Below are 20,174 nucleotides of genomic sequence, written 5' to 3'. Positions count from 1 at the left end.
GGCTTTAGCCATTACACCACCGGGCGAGTTTGGAGACTTACCGGTCTGTGGTAAGGCTTCAAACCGAGGGACGAGACCTTGGCTCGGCCCGGTCCGCATAGCAGGCGAAATACTCTCGGCTCTTTCGACGGAATATTTAAATAAATATAATACTGTTTAAATTAGATTTTATTAGTATTTTGAAGTAAACTTTCTAGTAAGAATAACAGAGGGGAATTTATTTTATGATTGATATTTGGATCATCTGGCTAATTCTCATAATCTTAGTAGTCAATACAGTTTCCGCACTGATCACTGTTTTCCATAGACCACGTAATATTGTTACTACCTGGGCCTGGATCTTGGTCCTTGTCTTATTGCCAATTGTAGGATTCCTTATTTACGCGTTCCTCGGCCGTGGAATTGCTCAGGAAAAAATCTTCAATATCAGTAAGCAAGAGCATTACAGTTTAAGTCAGTTGAAGCGAATGGCAATTGCTGCTCAGAAACGGCCACAGAATGCTTCTAGATACGACGAAACACGTTACGCTGACCACATCATTCGATTCTTCAATGAAACCGAGGAAGCGCCTCTTACGCGCCATAACGAAATTGAACTTTTCTTCGATGGTAAAGAAAAATTCAAGAGTATGTTCGAGGATATTAAAAATGCTAAGGAAACTATCCATGTCGAATATTATGCTTTTATCAAAAGTAATATCGGAGACGAGTTTCTAAAACTACTTACTCAAAAAGCTAACGAAGGCTTGGAAGTCCGTTTGCTTTACGATCCATGGGGATCTGGCGGAACTAAACCACGCTATTTCAAAGATTTCAAAGCTGCCGGTGGTGAAGTCCTACCTTTCATCACCTCTAAAAATGTTATTGCCAAAACCCGTTTGAACTATCACTTGCACCGTAAGATTGTTGTTATTGATGGTACAACTGGCTGGATTGGTGGTTTCAACGTTGGTGACCAATACGTCAATACAACTGAGAAATTCGGTTATTGGCGTGATACGCACTCAAGAATCTTTGGAGCCGCTACATTACTTTTGCAAGAACGGTTCTTCCGTGACTGGAATGCTTCATTGGATCGAAACGCCGAACCTTTGGCATTCTTAGAAAAATACTTTCCATCTGACAAATTCGATACCACAGCTAATTTGCCAATCCAAATTATTTCTGATGGACCGGATAACCGTGAAGAAATCCTCAAAGATGGCTTTATCGATATGATTGTCAGTGCCAAGAAGAGTGTTTGGATTCAATCGCCTTACCTAGTTCCTGACGATGCCATGTTCACTGCGCTAACTATTGCTGCTCGTTCCGGAGTCGATGTCAGAATCATGATTCCATGTATGCCTGACCATCCCTTCATCTACCGTGCTACGCAATATTATGCCAACCTACTGACAACTTACGGTATTAAAATTTACAGTTACCAAAAGGGATTCTTGCACTCTAAGACATCAGTTTTTGATGGCAAAATTTGTTCAGTTGGTTCAATGAATCATGACTTTAGAAGCTATTCATTAAACTTCGAGGCCAACGCTTTTATCTATGATGCCAAAGTTTCACATCAAATTGCCCGTGCATTTGAAAAAGACATGAGTGATTCATTGTTGTTAACACCAGAAATTATCAAAGAACAAGGTGCTTGGCTACACTTCAAGCAACGTTTCTCAAGATTACTATCCCCTATTTTATAGAGGTATTATTAGAATTAAATCAGCAATTTAAACAAAAGAATAGGCATAGGTAACTCCGATAAATTCTGGAATTACCTATGCCTATTTTGATATTTAGAACTATATACTATCAGTTAAATCCCAATTTAGCCCTCCGCTATATGAACCAGCAAAAGGATTGGAATCTACTTTCAACAAAATACCGGAATCAGCCGACCAACTATCGGAAATAGGATACTTATAAGTGGTTTCAGAATCATTTTCACTTAATGTCACTGGAGAAGTCATTGATTGAGAAATCCCTGTCTTAGGATCAACGTAAACCAACCCACCAGATAATGTATGAGTATCGGTTGACCCACCAGTCGTCAACGGATCAGCGCTAGCAGTTAATTTATACTTCGAATCGACTGTATTAACGACAACATCCCAGTCACTAGTTCTCTTAACTAGTCGTGACCCTTGGCTTTGATTCAATGATCCGAACGAATAACTATCTTTGTACGTTAAACTTGCAGTACTGTAAAGCATTTTCAGCGTAAACGTTAATTCTGACGTACGTCCATATGGATCAGTCGCTGTGAATGTAACCGTGTGTTTATCTGAAGTATCATTCGCATCAATACCTAGTTCTTTTCGTGTTAAAGCTCTTTAAAAATAGTATGTAGACTGTGGTGTATTACTTTTTATACTATCAACAGTAATAGGACTATTAGTATCAACTTTCGCAGTAAATTTCATATCTGAAGGTTTGAATTTCTCACCATTCTCATACGCAATATTCATTGGAAAGGTAATATCACCATCTTCAGATGCAACGACCGTCATCTCACCATTATTTTTATCACCATATGTAAGAACAGGCTTCGTATCTTCAACATCAATAACAAAAGTCAATACATTAGATACATGCTTACCTGGGTCAGTGAACTTTACTGTAACGGTATTCTCTCCGACACTTAGACCATTAGAATTTGATATGCTCAAATTATATTGACGATTTCCACCACCAGTTCCCTCACTCAAACTTGGATATGGGGTATCGCTAAATGAAATAGGTTGGCCATTATTTTTGTTTGGATTAGAAATAGTATAGTCAACCTGATCATTGCCATCTTCTAAACCCGAACCATCGTTATGTTTAAGTGTGATCGTAGGTAATGGGACCAACTTATCATTTAACGTAGTTATCTTATCAGTATTCGTAGCAGTTGCGACTAAGCCAGTTTCATTCACATTAACTGTGTAATGTATCTTCTTAGAACCAACCGTCTCAATTGTGCCAGATGAACTCTTGTAATTAGTATACACAGCCTGAACTGTTATATCATTTTCACCAACTTTCAATTCTGAACCGTCAATTGGAATTGAAAACTTACTTGCATCATCACTAGTAGCGTGACCAAGAACATCAGCTCCACCATTTATAGAATAGTGAAGGTCATAATCTTCAGAATTAGTAATAGGAGTGACGGTACCGCCCTTTTTGAATGTCAAATGACCATTTAAATTAGCCGTACCAGTTTGGAAAATATCCTGTGGATCTGGAGCATCTTTAGTAATATCCAATGTAGCTTCTGGTTCAACAATCTTGAACGCATCAGTCTGAGCATCAGATTTATAGTTAGTACCCGTGAAGTTAACGTGAGAGAAAGGTACCTTAAGTGATGTAGAACCACTCGGAATATCACTGGCCGTACCATCAAGTTCAATTTTTACTGCTGTCCAATCTGCGCCTTTAGCATTATCAAGCGTTTCAACATTATATGTCAAAGTAGAACCATCGGTGCTGACATTATTAGCCTTGGTTAAGTCAACATGTTCAGTTTTCGTTCCATCAGCACTAACATATGTGACTTTACCAATCACATCGCTATTAAATGTCACATTACTAGGAATGTTCAAAGTCGATTTAATGTCCGTGGCGGCCTGTTTACCGCCTTCATACTTGATACCATACTTAAACTTAAGATCATCACCAGGATGAGCCTCTGTAGTAATTGGTAATGCCTTATCTTCGTCTTCAACATAACTTGGATTTGCATCACCCGTATCAGTATCGACTCTAGATTTAGATGTATCGTCAACAACATAGGCTGTCGATTGAGCTTGTACAATAGAAGGAATAGATTCAAATACCACCCACATACTACCGGGTTTCATATTTCCCTCAGAAGAAGTAAATCCGAAACGTAGCTTATTGCTGTCATCAAGGTGGAATTGGCTAGTATCTAAATCGACTGAATGATAAATCAAATTTTGTCCCGTTGTCTCATAAGTAGAAAGATTATTTTCATGTTTATCTGCACTCTTAGTATTAAATGAATAATCTAATTTAGCAATTCCACCCTTTGTTGCTGGTGGGGTATAGTTAATCATTACATGATGCCAGCCCCATTGTGGGTGGCCTAATCCATTTAAGTATAAAGTTTCTGGATTATTATGAACTAGCTGAAAAATACCATTGGTGGAAGGAATTGGCTTATATGAACTAGCTAATCCAGGGTAGTTCCACCCAGTGTGTTGATCACTCATCGATCTGTTAGCCTCTAAATCATATGTGTCATATGAACTACCCATCGTTTCGGTTTTTCCGCTACTATCATTACCATCACGATGATCATCAAACTCAAGCGCCCAACTATTTTTAATGGCTGAATTAGCAATTGAGTCAGCAGTCTTATTTGCGTTAGAGTTAACACCCCAGACGCCTAGAGTTTGTCCGCCAACGATACCAGAACCATCAGATGAAATAGCATCAGTTCCACGAGAATCATTTTGTAAAACAAATGCCATACCATCAACGTTTGTACTAGAATCACCTAAATAAATCCAAAATGACAAATCTTGCTTTTTAGTAATATCAATGTAGTTATCTGCATCAAGATTACTCCAAACACTAGTTACTGAATCAGCTGTTGAGCCATTTAATTTAAGAATGGAATAATTACCATTATTATCACTAATTATTGTTGGAACATATTTTCCATTATTCTTTCCATTAACAAACAATGATGAAGTTGGATTAATCAAATTATTAAGTTCCAGTCCACTTGGAGTATACTTCATAGCATCACTATCATAATATGCTTTGACTGTTGTGGTCTGTCCCCAAAATAATCCCACAATCAATAAAAATGAAAACACAAATAAAAATGCATTTTTCTCTTTTCTTAACATAATTAGCCCCCTCTTCTAGACTTATGCCACAGATCTAAGAAATATGTGTATTAACTCGCATAGATATTATGCCATGCTTATAACTTTAAAATTTCTCTGTTATCATAAAAATTATTGTTCTAATATAAAATATATATTATTGACCTCATCCTCTTAACTTCTATTATAGTAGGATTATCTGTCTACACACTTTTAATAGTAAACAAATTATAAGCAAAAACAAATTAAGTAATAAAACAAAAATTCCACTGTTGCCGCTACACTTTGAATGACTATTGAATATTGTGATACATTGATGGTGCCAATGTATTTCTTAGCATTTTAAGGAGGAGAAATTCATGAAAATTCTTGTAACCGGCTTTGATCCATTTGGAACAGATAAAATTAACCCTGCCATCGAGGCTGTTAAGAAACTTCCTGACGAAATTGCGGGTGCCGAAATAATCAAAGTTGAAATCCCCACAATTTTTAATAAGTGTGCTGAAGTCGTTCACCAAGCAATACTCGACAACAAACCTGATTACGTCTTAGATATTGGACAAGCTGGAGGAAGATTTGCATTGACTCCAGAACGAGTTGCCATAAATTTTGACGATGGAAGAATTGCTGATAACGCAGGCTTTCAACCACTCAATCAATCCATTCACGAAGACGGTCAAAACGCCTACTTCACCCAATTGCCAGTCAAAGCTATGGCTCAAGCAATCTTAGACGCTGGTATACCAAGTTACGTTTCAACAACTGCTGGAACATACGTCTGCAATCACATCATGTACCAAGTTCAATATATGATTGACAAAGAATTCCCCGATTTGAAAGCAGGATTCATGCATATCCCATTCCTGCCCAATCAAGTCGTGGCACGTCCTGATACACCATGCTTGTCATTAGCCGATGATGTAACTGGAATAACCGTCGCAATCAAAGCTATCGTTAAACAAGATGGCAAAGGTGATATTGAAGCAATCGGTGGTTCTATAAACTAAAGAGTGTGACAAAACATGGTTAGCTTTCGAGCATTAAGGCAAATGGCTCCGGTAATCCGATTTTGGATTGCCGAAGCCATTTGTTTTAAGCGGAAAAAGCTATGTTTTGTTGCACGTTTATGCTACATGTTTAAGGTGAAAATAGTTATGTCACAACTCCCTATTTTTTTACCCAATCTTCTAGACTATAATTAAAATCAAATAACTCAATTCGGAGGTACTAACATGACTATACCTGACGCAAATGCAATTTATCCCAATCCAGCCATCAAAGAGGTTGTCTTTATCAAGAACGTGATCAAAAGTCCCAATATTGAAATTGGGGACTACACCTATTATGACGACCCAGTAAATCCCACCGATTTTGAGAAACATGTTACCCATCACTACGAATTTCTAGGCGACAAATTAATCATCGGTAAATTCTGTTCTATCGCCAGTGGTATTGAATTTATTATGAACGGTGCCAATCACGTAATGAAAGGTATTTCAACTTATCCATTTAATATTTTGGGTGGCGATTGGCAGAAATATACTCCTGAACTGGCTGATTTGCCGTTGAAAGGTGATACTGTAGTCGGAAATGACGTGTGGTTTGGGCAAAATGTGACCGTCCTACCAGGCGTAAAAATCGGTGACGGTGCCATTATCGGAGCAAATAGTGTTGTAACAAAAGACGTCGCTCCATATACAATTGTCGGTGGCAATCCAATTCAACTCATCAGACCAAGATTTGAACCAGAAGTTATTCAAGCATTAGAAAACCTGGCATGGTGGAATAAAGATGTTGAATGGATAACTGTTAATGTTCCTAAACTAATGCAAACAACACCCACAGTTGAATTGATAAACAGTTTAATGGAAAAATAAAAGCAAAAAAGCCGTGCAAGCAATCCAAAAATGATTGTTTACACGGCCTTTACTATTTAGTGAATCCAATTTATTAATAATAGATATGATATACCAGTAAAAAATACACTAGCCACCTCTGGCGGTACTCTACTCGTATATTTTATTTACGACCTTCTGATGATAAAGGTCACTTCCCTGTCCCCAGAAAATAAAGCTTAGTGAAACATAAACGACAGCCAATATTATATTGAAAACATCGAATTTCATGTTATTAGTGAGCATCATTCCAACGATAAAGGCAATTGCTAAAAATGGAATAATTGCGCCTAACCAAACATGTGAATTGTTACCTAGCACATATTTCTCAAGAATCAGAGAGGCGATTGAAACTACAATAAAAATAATCCCTAACATAATTACACCCCCATAATTAATTCAGCGTATATTATGTTAACACTAATAATTTTCTGAAATAAAGGAAAATGTCTTTGAAAACGTCTCCAAGAAACAATTCAACACTTTTTTGCCATCTTATTGGATAATTAAAAGTACTGGGGGATTTTTAATCTTGTACAAACAAATTACTATTTATGATTTATTAGAAATTTTATCAAAGAAATTGGGACCACAGAATTGGTGGCCAGCAGAAAATACCGAAGACATGCTTTCGGGAATGATTTTAATCCAAAACACAAATTGGAAGAATGCCGATCGATCATTAGCTAACCTCAAACAAGCGACTAACTTTGAGACTGACCGTATTCTGGCCTTATCAACTGATGAGATGGAACAGCTGATTCAACCGAGTGGATTCTTTCATAACAAAGCCATCTATTTACGTTCAATGTTGACCGCATATCGTGACAATTTTGACGACTGGTCCAAGTTATCGACACCACTATTACGAAAAAAATTAATTGCGATGAAAGGTGTTGGCAATGAAACCGCCGACGTATTATTGCTCTACTACTTCCACCGTCCAGCATTTGTGGCCGACAACTATTCAATGAAATTGTTTACTAAATTGCACACCTTTACGACAAAACCAACTTACATACAATTAAAGACAGCTGTCGAACGAGACTTCAAATTGGAATCGAAGCAAGCTGAGGAGTTACACGCGTTAATTGACGAATTTGGTAAATTGAAGAGCGACTATTTCGACGATTATCAACTTAAATTGCCTTATTTGTAACCATTAAGACTACTAAAATATGCCGTCTCCAGAGCTGGGAAATATTCTCAAGCTGTGCGGAACGGCTCGAGCCGAAGAGCGGTCTCGAACCTCGGCACACAAATACTTCCCAGCTCTTCCGACTAATTAATCATCATTATTTGAATGTAAAAGTATTCAAGCAATTTTAGACTTTAAAATGTTTTTATAGTAGGGCTGTCAACTAGCATTGCTATAACACTTATTAAAAACTCTATTTATTCAAAAAAATGTAGCGAACCCACTAACCGGATTCGCTACATTTTTTTGAATAAAGTTATTAGAGCTAGCCAAAAGCGGCAGCCTAAATCTTATTTATAGAATGTTTCTCTAACAGCTTGTGCAATCGCAATCTGCACGTGAGCGTATGACAATCCGCCTTGAATATATAGTGAATATGGAGGTCTTAATGGACCATCGGATGACAATTCAATTGTTGAACCTTCAACGAAACTACCTGAGGCCATAACGACATCATCTTCATAGCCATCTTGGTGACTAGGAATTGGATCAACGAATGAGTTCATTGGTGAGTAATGTTGGATAGCAGCACAGAAAGCAATCATTGGTTCTGGCTTTCCAAATGAAACTGTTTGAACGATATCAGTTCTAGGAGCGTCCCATTTTGGTGAAACGTTCATACCCATTTCTTCGCAGAGTGCAGACGTAAAGACCATACCTTTCAAAGCTTCACCAGTTGTATGAGCTGCCATGAAGAATCCTTGGTAGAAGTCACGCAAGTAACCCCAAGTAGCACCCTCACCTTTACCCGCACCAGGAACAGTCAAACGTGAACCAGCACCTTCAACTAAATCCTGACGACCAACGATGTAAGCACCACTCTTAACAATTCCGGCACCAGCATTTTTGTACAATGAACCAGCCATAATATCAGCACCGTAGAAAGTAGGTTCTTCCATTTCGGAAAATTCACCGTAACAGTTATCGATGAAAATATTAACATCTGGACGAATTGACTTAACAAACTTAATCATCTTGGCGATTTTTTCAACTGTAAAACTATCACGAACCGCATAACCACGCGAACGTTGGATAGCAACAACTTTAATTGAGTCATCCTTCAAATCTTTTTCAGCATTATCGTAATCAACTGAGCCGTCATCCAACAATTCAGTCGTCTTGAAATTGATGCCATATTCTGACATATTCCCAGGCTTGTTACCAGCTAGACCGATTACTTCTTGAATCGTGTCATAAGGAGTACCAGTCAAATAATAAAGCGTATTGCTAGGACGTAACATACTGAACAAGGCTGTTGAAATAGCATGTGTTCCAGAAGCGAATTGTGGACGAACTAAGGCATCATCAACTTTGAAATAGTCAGCGTAAATTTGTTCAATCTTGTCTCGACCAATATCATCGTAACCATAACCAGTTGAAGGAACCAAGTCCTCTTCACCGACATGGTGTTCTCTAAACAAGTTCAAGACACGTTGTTGGTTGTAAAGAACTTGTTGATCAATTTCATCCAAACGAGGACGAATCATTTTTTCAACTTTATCAATTTTTTCACTTAAATCCTTAGGTAAATCGTTTTTCCATGATAATGCCATTATTATTTCCTCTTTTATTATTATTTTTGCTTATTAAAGATGCCGTCTCCAGAGCTGGGAAATATTCTCAAGCTGTGCGGAACGGCCCGAGCCAAAGAGCGGTCTCGGGCCTCGGTTTGAAGCCTTACCAAAACCTGGTAAGTCTCCAAACACGTCCGGTGGTATAAGAACGGGAGGAACCTCCCGTTCTTATACCACTACCACGGCACACAAATATTTCCCAGCTCTTCCGACTAATTAATCGTTATAAATCGAACGTAATAATATTCAAATACATTTAAATCAAATAGCATTGAGCATATTCTTGTATGTTTTGATTTTTATGAGATAAACGAACCCAATCATCAAATCCATCTATATTAATTCCAGTTAACCCAGCCTCCGGGTGACAGAGATTTCACGTGCAGTGAAAGTTGCGTTAGAGCAGTGATTTTCTGCTCTTACACAACTGACGTATTTTGAGACTTGCGGTTTCTGCAAGTCTCAAAATCGAGATTCGAGACCTTGGCTCGAATCGGTCTCACAGCAGGCGAAAATCTCTGTCACTCGGAGGCGGCATTTTTATCGTTTCAATACTTCGGCTTGAACTGAAATACTGCCATCTGCATTTTTATTCCAATAAACACCTTGGATTTCAGGTACAAAACCAGGGAATCGTTCAATTGCTCCAACTAAATCTTCAAAATACTTCAAATCGACATCGGCCCACTTTTCGCCGGGTGCTACGATAAATACCCCTGGAGGGTATGGCAATGCTCCCTCGACAGCAACTCGGCCTTTGATATCTTTCAAATCAACTAACTCACTTTGATTCTTCATAAATAGTTGATCAGCCTTTGCTGGTGTCATTGTGTAGTCTTGCATGTCGGTTTTAGCAAACAGTTCTTTTTGTAAGGTGAAAGTTTCGTTATCACGATAATATTGATGCATTTCTTGGCACAACTTTTGTAATGTATAGCCGTTATAACGGTCAGGATACTGTGCTGCCAACCTAGGCAATACCTCAGTTAACGGCGCATCTTCCATATACAAGCGCTCGAATTCCAAGAAGGCATTCAATAACGTATCCAATTCTTCTTTTGTGTCGCCAGGTGTTAGCAAGAATAATAATGAATTTAAATCATCTTTGGCACGAATGATACGTTTTTCCATTAAAAATTCAGCTACCACGGGACCGGGAATTCCAGTTTCTTGATATTTGGCGTTTTCTACATCAATACCCGGCGTTATAACGGTGATCTTTGATGGATCAATCATCGCCTGTCCATCGGCCATCTCCTTAAATCCATGCCATTTATCGCCATGATTCATTTCCCAATACTTACTGTCAGACATTAACTCGTCAGTACTGATATTTGCAAAGTTATCTGGTACAAACGGACGGAACAATTTTGATTTCTGCAATAATTCTTTACGCCATTCAATACCCAAGCGCAAGGTTTCATCCCACCAGTTGAGATTACCTTGACCTGATGTTAGATAAGCGTTGACGGTCAATGAAGCATAAACTGGATATGAATAACTTGAAGTCACGAATTTCAAATAAGCATTGTTGAAATGTTTGTGGTCAACATAACGCTCCTGACCTTTCAAATGTGCGTCCTTCTTGAGAATTTGCGACGTCTGAGCTAAACCGGCTTGTTGTTTATGTAACGACTGTGTAACCAAGATTCCGGGATCTTCGGGGCCATATTCCAATGATAATGGCGACAAACGTTTCATAATTGGAACGAATTGCTCAAAACCACCCCAAGCACAGTCAAATAAAATGTAATCACAGAGTTTACCGATCTTATCAATCATCCATTTGGCATCGTAAAAGACACCGTCATAAGTTTCTAATTGGACAATTGCCAAACGGAATGGTCGCTTAGCTTTGGCCTTTTCAGGATCTACTTTAGCGATTTCTTTTCTAATATTAGCTTCATCCAAAGCTTCTGGATTCATTTCACCAATCAAACCGAGAGCGTTACGGTCAGTTGGAATATAAACTGGCTTAGCTCCACTCATGACTAATGCACTGTTATAAAGCGATTTGTGGTTATTACGGTCAAACAATACTAAATCGTCTTGAGCTAACAAAGCACTGGCACAGATGGAATTAGCACTAGTTGTTCCGTTAGTACAGAAATAAACTTTGTCGGCGTTGTAAGTTTTGGCAGCTTTTTGTTCAGCAGTTAAAGGCGTTCCACCATGGGTCATCGTATCGCCCAATTCATCGACCGTGTCGCTCGTATCAGCAAACATCAGGTTCTTACCAAAGAAGCGATTAAAAACGACTCCAGCTGGGTGTTTTTCGTAATACTGGCCATTGTGGTGTCCGGGTGTCGTAAAACTAATAGGACGGTCTTTGGCAAAATTGATTAAATCTGTCAAAAATCCTGGCACCATCTTCTCTTGATAGGCTGCTACTTCGGCGCTGATATCTTTTTCAGAAATTTCAGGCGTCTTAATTTGGATAATAGGGATACCAAGTCCTGATGTTCTTTGTAGATCTTTCGCAATATCGATGGCAGTCGTATCATGCTCATTAAGCACGATTGCGGCTAATTCGGCAACATCGATGTCCATCGTAAATGGAACTGTCGACCATTCGATTGCGTCGTTGATTTTCACATCATTACCTGTGGCAATTTTCAGAAAATTCATAAATTTCCCCCTATTTTAATTTATTTTCATAAAAAGTATTGCAAATAAGATATAAATACCTATAATTTTCTGGGTATGTTTTTTTAATATTGGAATATTATTTATGAAAAATATTACGGAATTGATTATATATATATATTGAGGTCGTACACAAGTGAAAATCAACAGTTCTTTGCTTACTTTGAAGCCCCCTAACTTCAAAAAGCCTTTCTAACAAGACTTTTAAACAATTCGGGGGAAATAAAATTGGAAACATTAGAACCAAATAAAACACATTATTTAAGATGGCAAGTCATCGCATTGATTGACTTCGTTACCATTATCAGTTTTGAAAATATTTTCTATCCTTTTCAAAACCAAGGTCTTTCCGTGGTTATCTCATGGATCTTCCTATTATTCTCTTACGTTATTCCTTATGCTTTGATTTCCAGTCAAATGAGTTTAACCTTTGACAATCAAGCCGGTGGTCTAGCTTCTTGGGTCCGTCACAGTAGTAACGATACTTTGGGTTACTGGACTTCATGGATGTATTGGGTCCAAAGTGTGCCTTATATCGTGGACGTTTCCAACTCAGTTATCGTTTCATTCAGTTGGATGTTCCTAGGTAACAACACATTGGATGATAAAATGTCACCATTCTGGTTTGGTATTTTAACATTCGTTATTATTTTAGTTTTCATCATGCTAGAAAATGTTATCAAGAATTCACTAGAAATCCTTTCTTTGATTGGTGGGGGCGCAATGTTCATCATGTCAGCCCTCTTCGTTTTACTAGCTAGTTACGCCGTTTTACATGGTCACCATATCGCTACACAACCATTCAACTGGGGTGCTTTCAAGCCAACATTTAGTTTGAAATACTTCTCAACGACCGGATTATTAATTTTCGCTATGTCAGGTGCTGAATTAGCTGCCCCTTACGTAGTTCAAATGCGTGATCCGAAACATGAATTTCCTAAAGCTATGTGGCTCTTGGCTATCATGACAGGTTTCTTAACTATCTTTGGTACATTAGCCTTAGCAATGTTCTTCAACGCCAACCACATTCCACATGACTTTAAGATGAACGGTCCTTACTATGCTTTCCAACTATTAGGTAACAGTTTAGGCGTCGGTAAATTATTGATGTACATCTTCGCCGTTGTCCAAGCAATCTTCATGATGGCGCAATTAGCTGTCTTGTTGGATGCTTCCAGTCGTGTCTTTGCCGGTGATGTCGCTGACAAATTCATGCCTAAGTGGTTGACTAAGAAAAACAAAAAAGGTCGTCCAATTCACAGTTATACAATGACAACTGGTTTGAGTTTATTCCTATTGTTATTGACAGGTACTTTGCCAAATATCAATACCATTTATAACTGGCTACTAAACATTAACGGAATCATTTCACCATATAAGACTTGTTGGGTCTTCTTCGCCTTCGTAGCAATGCGTTGGCATCAAGATAAGTTCCATTCTGATTACACATTTATCAAGAATAGAACCGGTGCTCTACTAGTCGGTGGCTGGTGTCTCGCCTTTACCTTTATCTGTGCTACTTTAGGGTTCATCCCTCAAGAAGCCAAATTTGGTACCGATGCATTCAACCATCAATTAATGTTAAACTTCATCACCGTTATCGTTTTATTCGGACTTGGCTTCGTTATGCCATGGTTACGTAAACGTGAACAACGTCGTGAAGGTTTGATTGATTAAAGAGGGATATAAATCAGAATCCTTCTTAGTTTTAGTTCTATGACAGACTATAAAAAAAGTGACTAGATAAATTTTGAATGAAATTTATCTAGTCACTTTTTTTGTTCTATTATATCAATCCAAACATCAAAATCATCTAATGAACCAACAGTCTTTACTTGACTGGCTTCAGCCTCTTCTTTTGCCTTCAGTGCTTCTGATGAATCCAAAAAGCTTACTAAACGAACCTCATTGTTAGCGGCTTTAACCAAAGATAAGCGAATAAACTCAGAAACGGTCAATCCTTGCTTAGCCAAATTATCCTTAGCCCTTTCGCTAATATCTGCAGTAACACGTGTTGAAACTATTTTATCTTCAATAATACTAGCACTCATAGCATTCTCCTCCTTTTGCTTACCACCGCACTACATCATTGTGTTTTGTTTTTTAAAATTCTTGCAACTAATTACTCTACTATTTTTTATTCGTTCGAATTCATCTGAGAATAATAAAAAGAACTCACATTAAGCAAGTTCTCTATCTTTAGAATAATAACTATTATGAAACCAGTTAATCATTATTTCTAATATTTCCTATCAATCATAAAAGATATTGGAAATAAGGATTATCAGTAAATTTGAATACAGTTTAACTATTGTTTCTTGCTCTTATCCCTTATAACCACCGCATAGTAAATTCGCACTAGTGCAGCCACTACCCACAGTGCTGATATGATATAAAAAGAATTTAGGAACGTTCTAATGCTGATAATAAGAAACAGAATTGCTAAATATAAATCGATGCTTTCATAAAACTTTTTATTGAACCGTATACGATAATTAATCACAACACCTTCACCTTCTAAACTTATTTTTTAATAGGTATAAAACTAACCTAATACCCACACTAACTTTACCAATTATCTTACCCATTCAAAAACAACCTTATACCATCCCCCTTCAAAATTAGTTCTTGTTCAATAATTTATCACGATAATATTTTAAAATAATCCTCCATTTCAAAAAAATAAGCCTAAATAATAAGGCCTATTTTCCATTTAAAGAAATGCAGAAAGACCTAAAACTGTTAAAGTAACTCCAACTACAAGTGATGACCACATTGCTACGGGAGCAAATGGAGATGTGTCTTTATTTGCATGTTTCTTTAAATTTCTAAAATAAACAATTGTTACAAATATTTGCCAAATACCAATGACCAAAAATAGAATAGCCGCAATTATGTCGATTTTACTCATTATAATGTCACCCCTACAATTATTTTAAAATCTTACGTTATTGGACTGCTTTTTTTACTAAATCTATGGAGCTGAACTAAAGAAATAAGACAAGCAATTAAACTGATTACTAACACTATCATTAATATTCCATATGTTTGGGAGTTGGTAAGTACTGCCGCCGATCCATTGGAAGCTAGTAAAGGCAGGTCACTAATGAAGTGAAGGACGATAACAAGTGATAAATTTTTTGATTTTAAATATAAAGTTCCAAATAACATTCCTGTTGCAAATGCTAAAATTATCTGAGATAAAACCACGAGGAAAGATCCATGTTCAAAATTGACTATATGAGCAAAGGCAAAACCAATACTGCTAATTAGTACTGATATGAATAATCTATTATTCGTTAATCTTAGGCTCAAGGGAATCAAAATTCCCCTATATATGTACTCTTCGCAAATGGCAATCATTAGTATAGTCATAAAGCCCATGAGAACTGGACTTTTAATAGAGAGTACAAAAGGATTCTTTGTTAACAACAGTAATACAAGTGCTGGAATAGCATTAAGAAATTGATTAAACGGTCTTTTGCCCGAAAAGAAATTAACTTCAACATGCAACCAGGTCTTATTTAAAATAATAACCATAATCAAAGCAATCAAATCACAACTTATTTGCTGATAACTTTGGGGAGACCAGAAAATTAATGACGGTATCAAGAAAAGGCAAAGTGGTAATAAAATAAACGCTGTAAAAAATTTCTCTAAGTTTTTAGACATTATACTTTTTCACACTTTCTATTTCAAAATTTAACTGCTGAACATCCATGGTTTATCTTCTTATGACTACATTATATGAACTTATGGAGATGAACTTTTATTATTGTCTTAAATGGCCCAAAACAGATCCTCAACCTAGAATTATTTAAATGATAGATATTCAAGATAACAAATCGCACCATTCAGGACATTTTGTTTTGCTCTCTACGATTTATGAAATAATAGTTCTAAGTTATATACATAAACACGCTTTGATAATTCCACTTCTAAATAGTGGGATTTTTTGCTATAAAGTTAGGAGAATAACATTAAGAATTCACAAAAAGTCAAAGAAATACACGCTACAAATACTTTGCTGCAACAACTAAACGATTCAACAAAAAATACAGCCGGCAACAAATATGTACAGTCACTAATAAGACAAGCCTATTTAGAAATAAACAAATCTGATAACATCAATAAACAATATAAGGAGATTCCAAACTCTGTATCTAGACTAAAGGCATCCTTACAATTGATTGCTATCCAAAGAAAATATCACTTCAACGCTTACCAAAACAACTTGATTAATAATTTAGATTCTGTCCATCAAAAATCATTTATTCAACAACTTTCAAGTTTAATCAACGGTCCGTCGTTCTTTCATTCATAAATTGTAATCCCCTTTTAACAGAAGCTAATTATCGCAGACATGTCCAATTAGAACACAGACTCAAAGAGGCCATTATTCACTCGGAGTAATTCGGTGAAAATGGCCTCTTTTTAATTTTGATCAGCTTGAATCAGATGAATATCATTTTTACCTTTAAATAACATGGCATGAAAAGGCTGTACAAAAGCATTGATGAATACATTTTGGTTGCTAAAGATATTTGATTTCTACACCTTTAGTCGAGCAATTAATTCATAATTACGGTATTAATCATCTTTCAGACACTAATTTAAAATTGAGCTCTAAAATCAGTTGGCCCCATCGGACCTCCATCTTTGGCTAACATTATCAGTTGCTTCAAACGATTCCAATTAGTTTGGTCGAGTCTTGAATTATTGGATGAATTGGCTAGCAAAATTCCACTGACCGTTTTAGAAGCAATTATTTGAGGTGCACTCTTTTTTTCGCTTAGATATGTACCAGCTGTCATTAAAACTTTAAGAATATCTGGATCGGTGTCGGCTTTTTGAGATAAAGAGTTGTACATTTCATCGACGATTTCGAAAACCTGTTCATAAACTGACTTTTTCATAGTACATTATTACCTCCTTCAGCATTTATAATCATCAAATAATATCTCCACGGTAATTAAGTATTAAATAGACGATCAGTCTTAAATTTCAAGTTGAACGTCTAACAAGGTTCTCTTCACATTTCATTTACAATCAAACATAAATAGAATTAGCTGTTTTCTTTTTTAAAAAACGAATCAAAAATAGCAAGTATAATAACAACCATTGTACCCCAGTTTGAAAACGAATAATCATGATTGAAAAACAAGTTTTTAATAATTTCCGGTGCTAAAATAACACCAAACCAAAACACAAATGTTTTATAGAACTCATGATTAAATCTTCTCTTCTTTAATTTCATCATTATTAGTACTCCTTTCAAACTGTTTTCATTTCAATAGATTGCCTAATTTGCTATTCAAAATCTTTATATAAACTAAATATAAAGATAATTTCAATTAAATTAGAAAAACATCCTGAATAATGTCAAATAACATCACAAGCACATTTTTAACAATTGTCATCGGTTCAGGAAGAATATTAGCCCTATTCAAGACATTTCATCCCCACTTATGGTCATCGACGTATTATACAGATAGGAAAAGAGGTTATAGAAATGGACGATACAACCCTATTTAATTTAATCGATGATTCTTATGACGAAGATCTTTCAAATCAACCCGCCGACTACAAAAAGTGTCTTTTACAAGGTGCTGAGGAGCTGAACAATGGCAATAGTAATATTAGCGTATGTTTAACTATCTATCAGGGTTATCACAATAATTTCATTGTTCCAATGACACTGCCGCCTAAGAATAGAGAACTATATCAATATATTAAAAATAAACTTAACGACCCTAGCCAAAAGACAATGCGTGATGCCAACTTAGGCTACGGTTTGATTGCGACACACTTTACCTTTGGTCCATTAAATTAAAAATTTCTGAGTCTTCAAAAATAAGGGTTGTGACATAACTATTTTTGTCTTAAGTATGCAGCATAAACGTGTAACAAAACATGACTTTTTCCACTTAAAACAAATGGCTCCAACAATCCAAAATCATGTTGTGAAAACTTTCTTAGATTTAGTTTTTTTATGCTCTTTTTCACATGGAACTTGCCAAAGCACCATGTGAAAAGGCTTTCGTAAAAATAAAAGAATATTCTATTATTCTTAGGATTTAACATGAAAGAAGTGATATCTGATGATGATGTATCCATATTTGAAATTAGGCCCTAGAGATGGAGTCTTGTTGATTTCAGTTTTTATTATGTTAGGTTTAACACTAGTTTTTAAATGGTCTATATGGGAATTTTTATTCTCAGTTGTTGCAGTCATAATTTCGTTCTTAGCGGGAAACATGAAATCAAATGATAAGAACGTGCTTGCTTTCTTGAAGAAATAGTTTGAATTGGGACAGGATACTCTGAATTATTGCAGATTCCAGACCTATGTAAAAAATCATTAATATTCAAAGAATGATCTTTTCCCATAACAAAACCAACTTTCATCATAAGCGTATACTCAATTATTAAAATGTAAGAGAAAAGAAATAGAGTCATCATCAACTTGAATAATCCAATTGATGATGACTCTATTTTTTTTAACCAAACTTGAGAAAGAACCCTAATTATTAGCAACTTTAACCTTAAATAGACAAATATACCTTATTAAACCAGCTAGAAATAACTTTTCATCAACCATCATTTGGTCACAACTACTAATGTACATTCTGTTAGGCATTGCCTTATTTCGCCCTTAGTTTAAATAGTATAATACAATTATTAAGTGAAGGACGTTGTTCTGTTAAATAACGTTAGAAGAAATTTGATGCTTCTGATAGTCGAAACAAGGAGACTTAATTATGAGAAAAGAAAATGAATTCGATAAGATGTTAGAAAAAGCAGAGAAAACCAATTTACAAAAACTGATGGATGAATCAATGTACAATCCAGATCCAGATAAAAGAAAGGTATACGAAACCCTATATACGTATGCCCTCGACAAACGTCAAGAAAAGTTGATTCGAAGCAAAGAATTTGTGATTTAATATGCGTAAAAACAATATATTATCGTTGCAGGAATTAACGGTGCTGATAAAAGTACTCTGTATCGACTTCTTAGACTGTCACTGAAAGCTTCAAGGGTTGTTTGGGTTCAACTTGTATTTGCCAAAGCACCTATATGAAAGGGTTTTCACAAAAAATAAAAGAAATGTTATACTGTTCTTAGGATTTAAAATGAAGGAAGCGATACCGGATGATATATTCGTATATAAAATTAGGCCCTAGAGATGGGATTATGTTAATTTCAGTTTTTATTATGTTAATTTTAACACTAGTTTTTAAATGGTCAGTATGGGAATTTTTGTTCTCAATTGTTGCAGTCATAATTTCGTTCTTAGCGGGAAACATGAAATCAAATGATAAGAACGTGCTTGCTTTCTTGAAGAAATAGTTTGAATTGAAACAGGATACTCTGAATTCTTGTAGATTCCAGACCTATTCTTAATCATTAAAGTTTTAAGCACATTATTATTGAAAGAAAAGACGCAACATAATGACATCTATCGAATTATCAGTATGCTGCATTCCTTTATATTCTTAATATTAGAAAAAATAATTTGATATAAAAAAATAGACCCCACACGAGGTCTATTTTTTATATCTGTCCAACTTCAACGGAAGCGTCATTAGACAATTTCTTCTGTAAATATTTTTCCATTTCTTTATAGGAAATATTGAAATTCATTTCCACTTGTTGTGGTCGTTTAGTGTTAAAAATCACTGCTACCTTTGGCTTACGTCCATCAATTTCGATTGGAATCAACGTTACGTGAACTACTGAAGCATAATCTAACACACCCGAATAGAAACCGTTCAAGACGATTTTCTTTTCGCCGACACCTCCGACACCATTCATGATATTTAACAACATGAACAACGCTACCATGACGATGTACGACAATTGATTGGTTGGTGAAACTAACAACCATGCGCCGATGAAGGCCGCAAAGATTAATGATGAAACTTTATAAATCGATCTGATTTCAATCTGTGATTGCCAATAAACATTAAAGACAGCACCGAGAAAAAAGATGACATCAACTATTAATAGTATTGTACTCATTTAATT

21 protein-coding genes are annotated in these 20,174 nt (G+C 36.1%); 10 read left to right on the top strand and 11 right to left on the bottom strand.

All coding sequences use genetic code 11. The features are described from left to right. Nucleotides 1-224: 224 nt before the first annotated feature. A complete protein-coding gene (gene cls, locus JP39_RS00785) occupies nt 225-1,691 on the top strand; it encodes a cardiolipin synthase (RefSeq protein ID WP_041500998.1) in 1,467 nt (488 codons plus the stop codon). Between the two features lie 99 nt (nt 1,692-1,790). On the opposite strand, the gene JP39_RS00780 is transcribed toward cls, so the two are convergent. Then, the gene (locus tag JP39_RS00780; RefSeq protein WP_041500999.1) at nt 1,791-2,201 is read right to left on the bottom strand and encodes a hypothetical protein; all 411 of its coding nucleotides are present in this window, start codon (nt 2,199-2,201) and stop codon (nt 1,791-1,793) included. A gap of 120 nt (nt 2,202-2,321) precedes the next feature. Next, nucleotides 2,322-4,850, bottom strand: coding sequence for an L-type lectin family protein (locus tag JP39_RS00775; protein WP_041501000.1), 2,529 nt, complete (start codon nt 4,848-4,850; stop codon nt 2,322-2,324). Between the two features lie 338 nt (nt 4,851-5,188). On the opposite strand from JP39_RS00775, the gene pcp reads away from it, so the two are divergent. Next, nucleotides 5,189-5,836 (top strand): pyroglutamyl-peptidase I, encoded by a 648-nt coding sequence (gene pcp, locus JP39_RS00770; RefSeq protein WP_041501001.1) that lies wholly within the window; start codon nt 5,189-5,191, stop codon nt 5,834-5,836. 225 nt (nt 5,837-6,061) lie between these two features. After that, complete coding sequence (gene vat(E) / locus JP39_RS00765) at nt 6,062-6,706, top strand: streptogramin A O-acetyltransferase Vat(E) (RefSeq protein WP_041501002.1); 645 nt, start codon at nt 6,062-6,064, stop codon at nt 6,704-6,706. 129 nt (nt 6,707-6,835) lie between these two features. Here vat(E) and JP39_RS00760 read toward each other — a convergent pair whose 3' ends face one another. Then, nucleotides 6,836-7,102, bottom strand: coding sequence for a hypothetical protein (locus JP39_RS00760; RefSeq protein ID WP_002328812.1), 267 nt, complete (start codon nt 7,100-7,102; stop codon nt 6,836-6,838). A gap of 154 nt (nt 7,103-7,256) precedes the next feature. On the opposite strand from JP39_RS00760, the gene JP39_RS00755 reads away from it, so the two are divergent. Further along, nucleotides 7,257-7,883 (top strand): endonuclease III domain-containing protein, encoded by a 627-nt coding sequence (locus tag JP39_RS00755; RefSeq protein ID WP_048699193.1) that lies wholly within the window; start codon nt 7,257-7,259, stop codon nt 7,881-7,883. 329 nt (nt 7,884-8,212) lie between these two features. Here the strand turns inward: JP39_RS00755 and JP39_RS00750 are convergent, their stop codons facing one another. Together JP39_RS00750 and JP39_RS00745 are read right to left on the bottom strand one after the other, a co-directional pair. Beyond that, entirely contained in the window at nt 8,213-9,475 is a 1,263-nt protein-coding gene (locus JP39_RS00750) for a methionine gamma-lyase family protein (RefSeq protein WP_041501003.1), read from the bottom strand. Nucleotides 9,476-10,036: 561 nt separating this feature from the next. Further along, nucleotides 10,037-12,124: a putative ornithine decarboxylase gene (locus JP39_RS00745; RefSeq protein ID WP_041501004.1), complete on the bottom strand. Its 2,088-nt coding sequence runs from the start codon at nt 12,122-12,124 to the stop codon at nt 10,037-10,039. 246 nt (nt 12,125-12,370) lie between these two features. Between JP39_RS00745 and JP39_RS00740 the strand changes: the two genes are divergently transcribed. Further along, on the top strand, nt 12,371-13,819 hold the full coding sequence (locus JP39_RS00740) for an APC family permease (RefSeq protein WP_048699188.1): 1,449 nt from the start codon (nt 12,371-12,373) through the stop codon (nt 13,817-13,819). A gap of 92 nt (nt 13,820-13,911) precedes the next feature. Here JP39_RS00740 and JP39_RS00735 read toward each other — a convergent pair whose 3' ends face one another. From JP39_RS00735 to JP39_RS00725, 3 genes are all read right to left on the bottom strand, one after another. After that, complete coding sequence (locus JP39_RS00735; RefSeq protein ID WP_041501006.1) at nt 13,912-14,193, bottom strand: type II toxin-antitoxin system RelB/DinJ family antitoxin; 282 nt, start codon at nt 14,191-14,193, stop codon at nt 13,912-13,914. A gap of 662 nt (nt 14,194-14,855) precedes the next feature. After that, entirely contained in the window at nt 14,856-15,053 is a 198-nt protein-coding gene (locus tag JP39_RS00730) for a hypothetical protein (protein WP_048699184.1), read from the bottom strand. A 32-nt stretch (nt 15,054-15,085) separates the two neighbouring features. Next, a complete protein-coding gene (locus JP39_RS00725; RefSeq protein WP_041501008.1) occupies nt 15,086-15,814 on the bottom strand; it encodes a CPBP family intramembrane glutamic endopeptidase in 729 nt (242 codons plus the stop codon). Between the two features lie 352 nt (nt 15,815-16,166). Here JP39_RS00725 and JP39_RS12645 point away from each other — a divergent pair, with 352 nt between their 5' ends. Continuing rightward, nucleotides 16,167-16,466: a hypothetical protein gene (locus tag JP39_RS12645; protein WP_137619762.1), complete on the top strand. Its 300-nt coding sequence runs from the start codon at nt 16,167-16,169 to the stop codon at nt 16,464-16,466. A gap of 289 nt (nt 16,467-16,755) precedes the next feature. Here JP39_RS12645 and JP39_RS00720 read toward each other — a convergent pair whose 3' ends face one another. Next, nucleotides 16,756-17,058: a hypothetical protein gene (locus JP39_RS00720; protein ID WP_041501009.1), complete on the bottom strand. Its 303-nt coding sequence runs from the start codon at nt 17,056-17,058 to the stop codon at nt 16,756-16,758. Between the two features lie 149 nt (nt 17,059-17,207). Continuing rightward, nucleotides 17,208-17,402 carry a hypothetical protein gene (locus JP39_RS00715; RefSeq protein ID WP_041501010.1) on the bottom strand — a complete coding sequence of 65 codons (195 nt, stop codon included), beginning with the start codon at nt 17,400-17,402 and terminating at the stop codon, nt 17,208-17,210. A 252-nt stretch (nt 17,403-17,654) separates the two neighbouring features. On the opposite strand from JP39_RS00715, the gene JP39_RS00710 reads away from it, so the two are divergent. From JP39_RS00710 to JP39_RS00695, 4 genes are all read left to right on the top strand, one after another. Then, on the top strand, nt 17,655-17,975 hold the full coding sequence (locus JP39_RS00710; protein WP_048699177.1) for a bacteriocin immunity protein: 321 nt from the start codon (nt 17,655-17,657) through the stop codon (nt 17,973-17,975). 268 nt (nt 17,976-18,243) lie between these two features. Beyond that, complete coding sequence (locus tag JP39_RS00705; RefSeq protein WP_041501012.1) at nt 18,244-18,444, top strand: protein Asterix; 201 nt, start codon at nt 18,244-18,246, stop codon at nt 18,442-18,444. Between the two features lie 459 nt (nt 18,445-18,903). Further along, nucleotides 18,904-19,089 (top strand): hypothetical protein, encoded by a 186-nt coding sequence (locus tag JP39_RS00700; protein ID WP_041501013.1) that lies wholly within the window; start codon nt 18,904-18,906, stop codon nt 19,087-19,089. 209 nt (nt 19,090-19,298) lie between these two features. Next, a complete protein-coding gene (locus JP39_RS00695; RefSeq protein WP_041501014.1) occupies nt 19,299-19,496 on the top strand; it encodes a hypothetical protein in 198 nt (65 codons plus the stop codon). A 204-nt stretch (nt 19,497-19,700) separates the two neighbouring features. On the opposite strand, the gene JP39_RS00690 is transcribed toward JP39_RS00695, so the two are convergent. Then, complete coding sequence (locus JP39_RS00690; protein WP_041501015.1) at nt 19,701-20,168, bottom strand: hypothetical protein; 468 nt, start codon at nt 20,166-20,168, stop codon at nt 19,701-19,703. Between the last annotated feature and the right edge of the window lie 6 nt (nt 20,169-20,174).

This window comes from Companilactobacillus heilongjiangensis (assembly GCF_000831645.3).
GTDB lineage: Bacteria > Bacillota > Bacilli > Lactobacillales > Lactobacillaceae > Companilactobacillus > Companilactobacillus heilongjiangensis.
Note: the sequence above shows the minus strand (reverse complement) of the source record. Positions and strands in the feature narration are given on the sequence as shown.

Excerpts from the sequence above, each read along its gene's own strand:
- cls (WP_041500998.1), top strand. The coding sequence starts at position 225 with ATGATTGATATTTGGATCATCTGGCTAATTCTCATAATCTTAGTAGTC.
- JP39_RS00780 (WP_041500999.1), bottom strand. The coding sequence starts at position 2,201 with ATGCTTTACAGTACTGCAAGTTTAACGTACAAAGATAGTTATTCGTTC.
- JP39_RS00775 (WP_041501000.1), bottom strand. The coding sequence starts at position 4,850 with ATGTTAAGAAAAGAGAAAAATGCATTTTTATTTGTGTTTTCATTTTTA.
- pcp (WP_041501001.1), top strand. The coding sequence starts at position 5,189 with ATGAAAATTCTTGTAACCGGCTTTGATCCATTTGGAACAGATAAAATT.
- JP39_RS00760 (WP_002328812.1), bottom strand. The coding sequence starts at position 7,102 with ATGTTAGGGATTATTTTTATTGTAGTTTCAATCGCCTCTCTGATTCTT.
- JP39_RS00750 (WP_041501003.1), bottom strand. The coding sequence starts at position 9,475 with ATGGCATTATCATGGAAAAACGATTTACCTAAGGATTTAAGTGAAAAA.
- JP39_RS00745 (WP_041501004.1), bottom strand. The coding sequence starts at position 12,124 with ATGAATTTTCTGAAAATTGCCACAGGTAATGATGTGAAAATCAACGAC.
- JP39_RS00735 (WP_041501006.1), bottom strand. The coding sequence starts at position 14,193 with ATGAGTGCTAGTATTATTGAAGATAAAATAGTTTCAACACGTGTTACT.
- JP39_RS00730 (WP_048699184.1), bottom strand. The coding sequence starts at position 15,053 with ATGAGTAAAATCGACATAATTGCGGCTATTCTATTTTTGGTCATTGGT.
- JP39_RS00725 (WP_041501008.1), bottom strand. The coding sequence starts at position 15,814 with ATGTCTAAAAACTTAGAGAAATTTTTTACAGCGTTTATTTTATTACCA.
- JP39_RS00720 (WP_041501009.1), bottom strand. The coding sequence starts at position 17,058 with ATGAAAAAGTCAGTTTATGAACAGGTTTTCGAAATCGTCGATGAAATG.
- JP39_RS00715 (WP_041501010.1), bottom strand. The coding sequence starts at position 17,402 with ATGATGAAATTAAAGAAGAGAAGATTTAATCATGAGTTCTATAAAACA.
- JP39_RS00710 (WP_048699177.1), top strand. The coding sequence starts at position 17,655 with ATGGACGATACAACCCTATTTAATTTAATCGATGATTCTTATGACGAA.
- JP39_RS00705 (WP_041501012.1), top strand. The coding sequence starts at position 18,244 with ATGATGATGTATCCATATTTGAAATTAGGCCCTAGAGATGGAGTCTTG.
- JP39_RS00700 (WP_041501013.1), top strand. The coding sequence starts at position 18,904 with ATGAGAAAAGAAAATGAATTCGATAAGATGTTAGAAAAAGCAGAGAAA.
- JP39_RS00695 (WP_041501014.1), top strand. The coding sequence starts at position 19,299 with ATGATATATTCGTATATAAAATTAGGCCCTAGAGATGGGATTATGTTA.
- JP39_RS00690 (WP_041501015.1), bottom strand. The coding sequence starts at position 20,168 with ATGAGTACAATACTATTAATAGTTGATGTCATCTTTTTTCTCGGTGCT.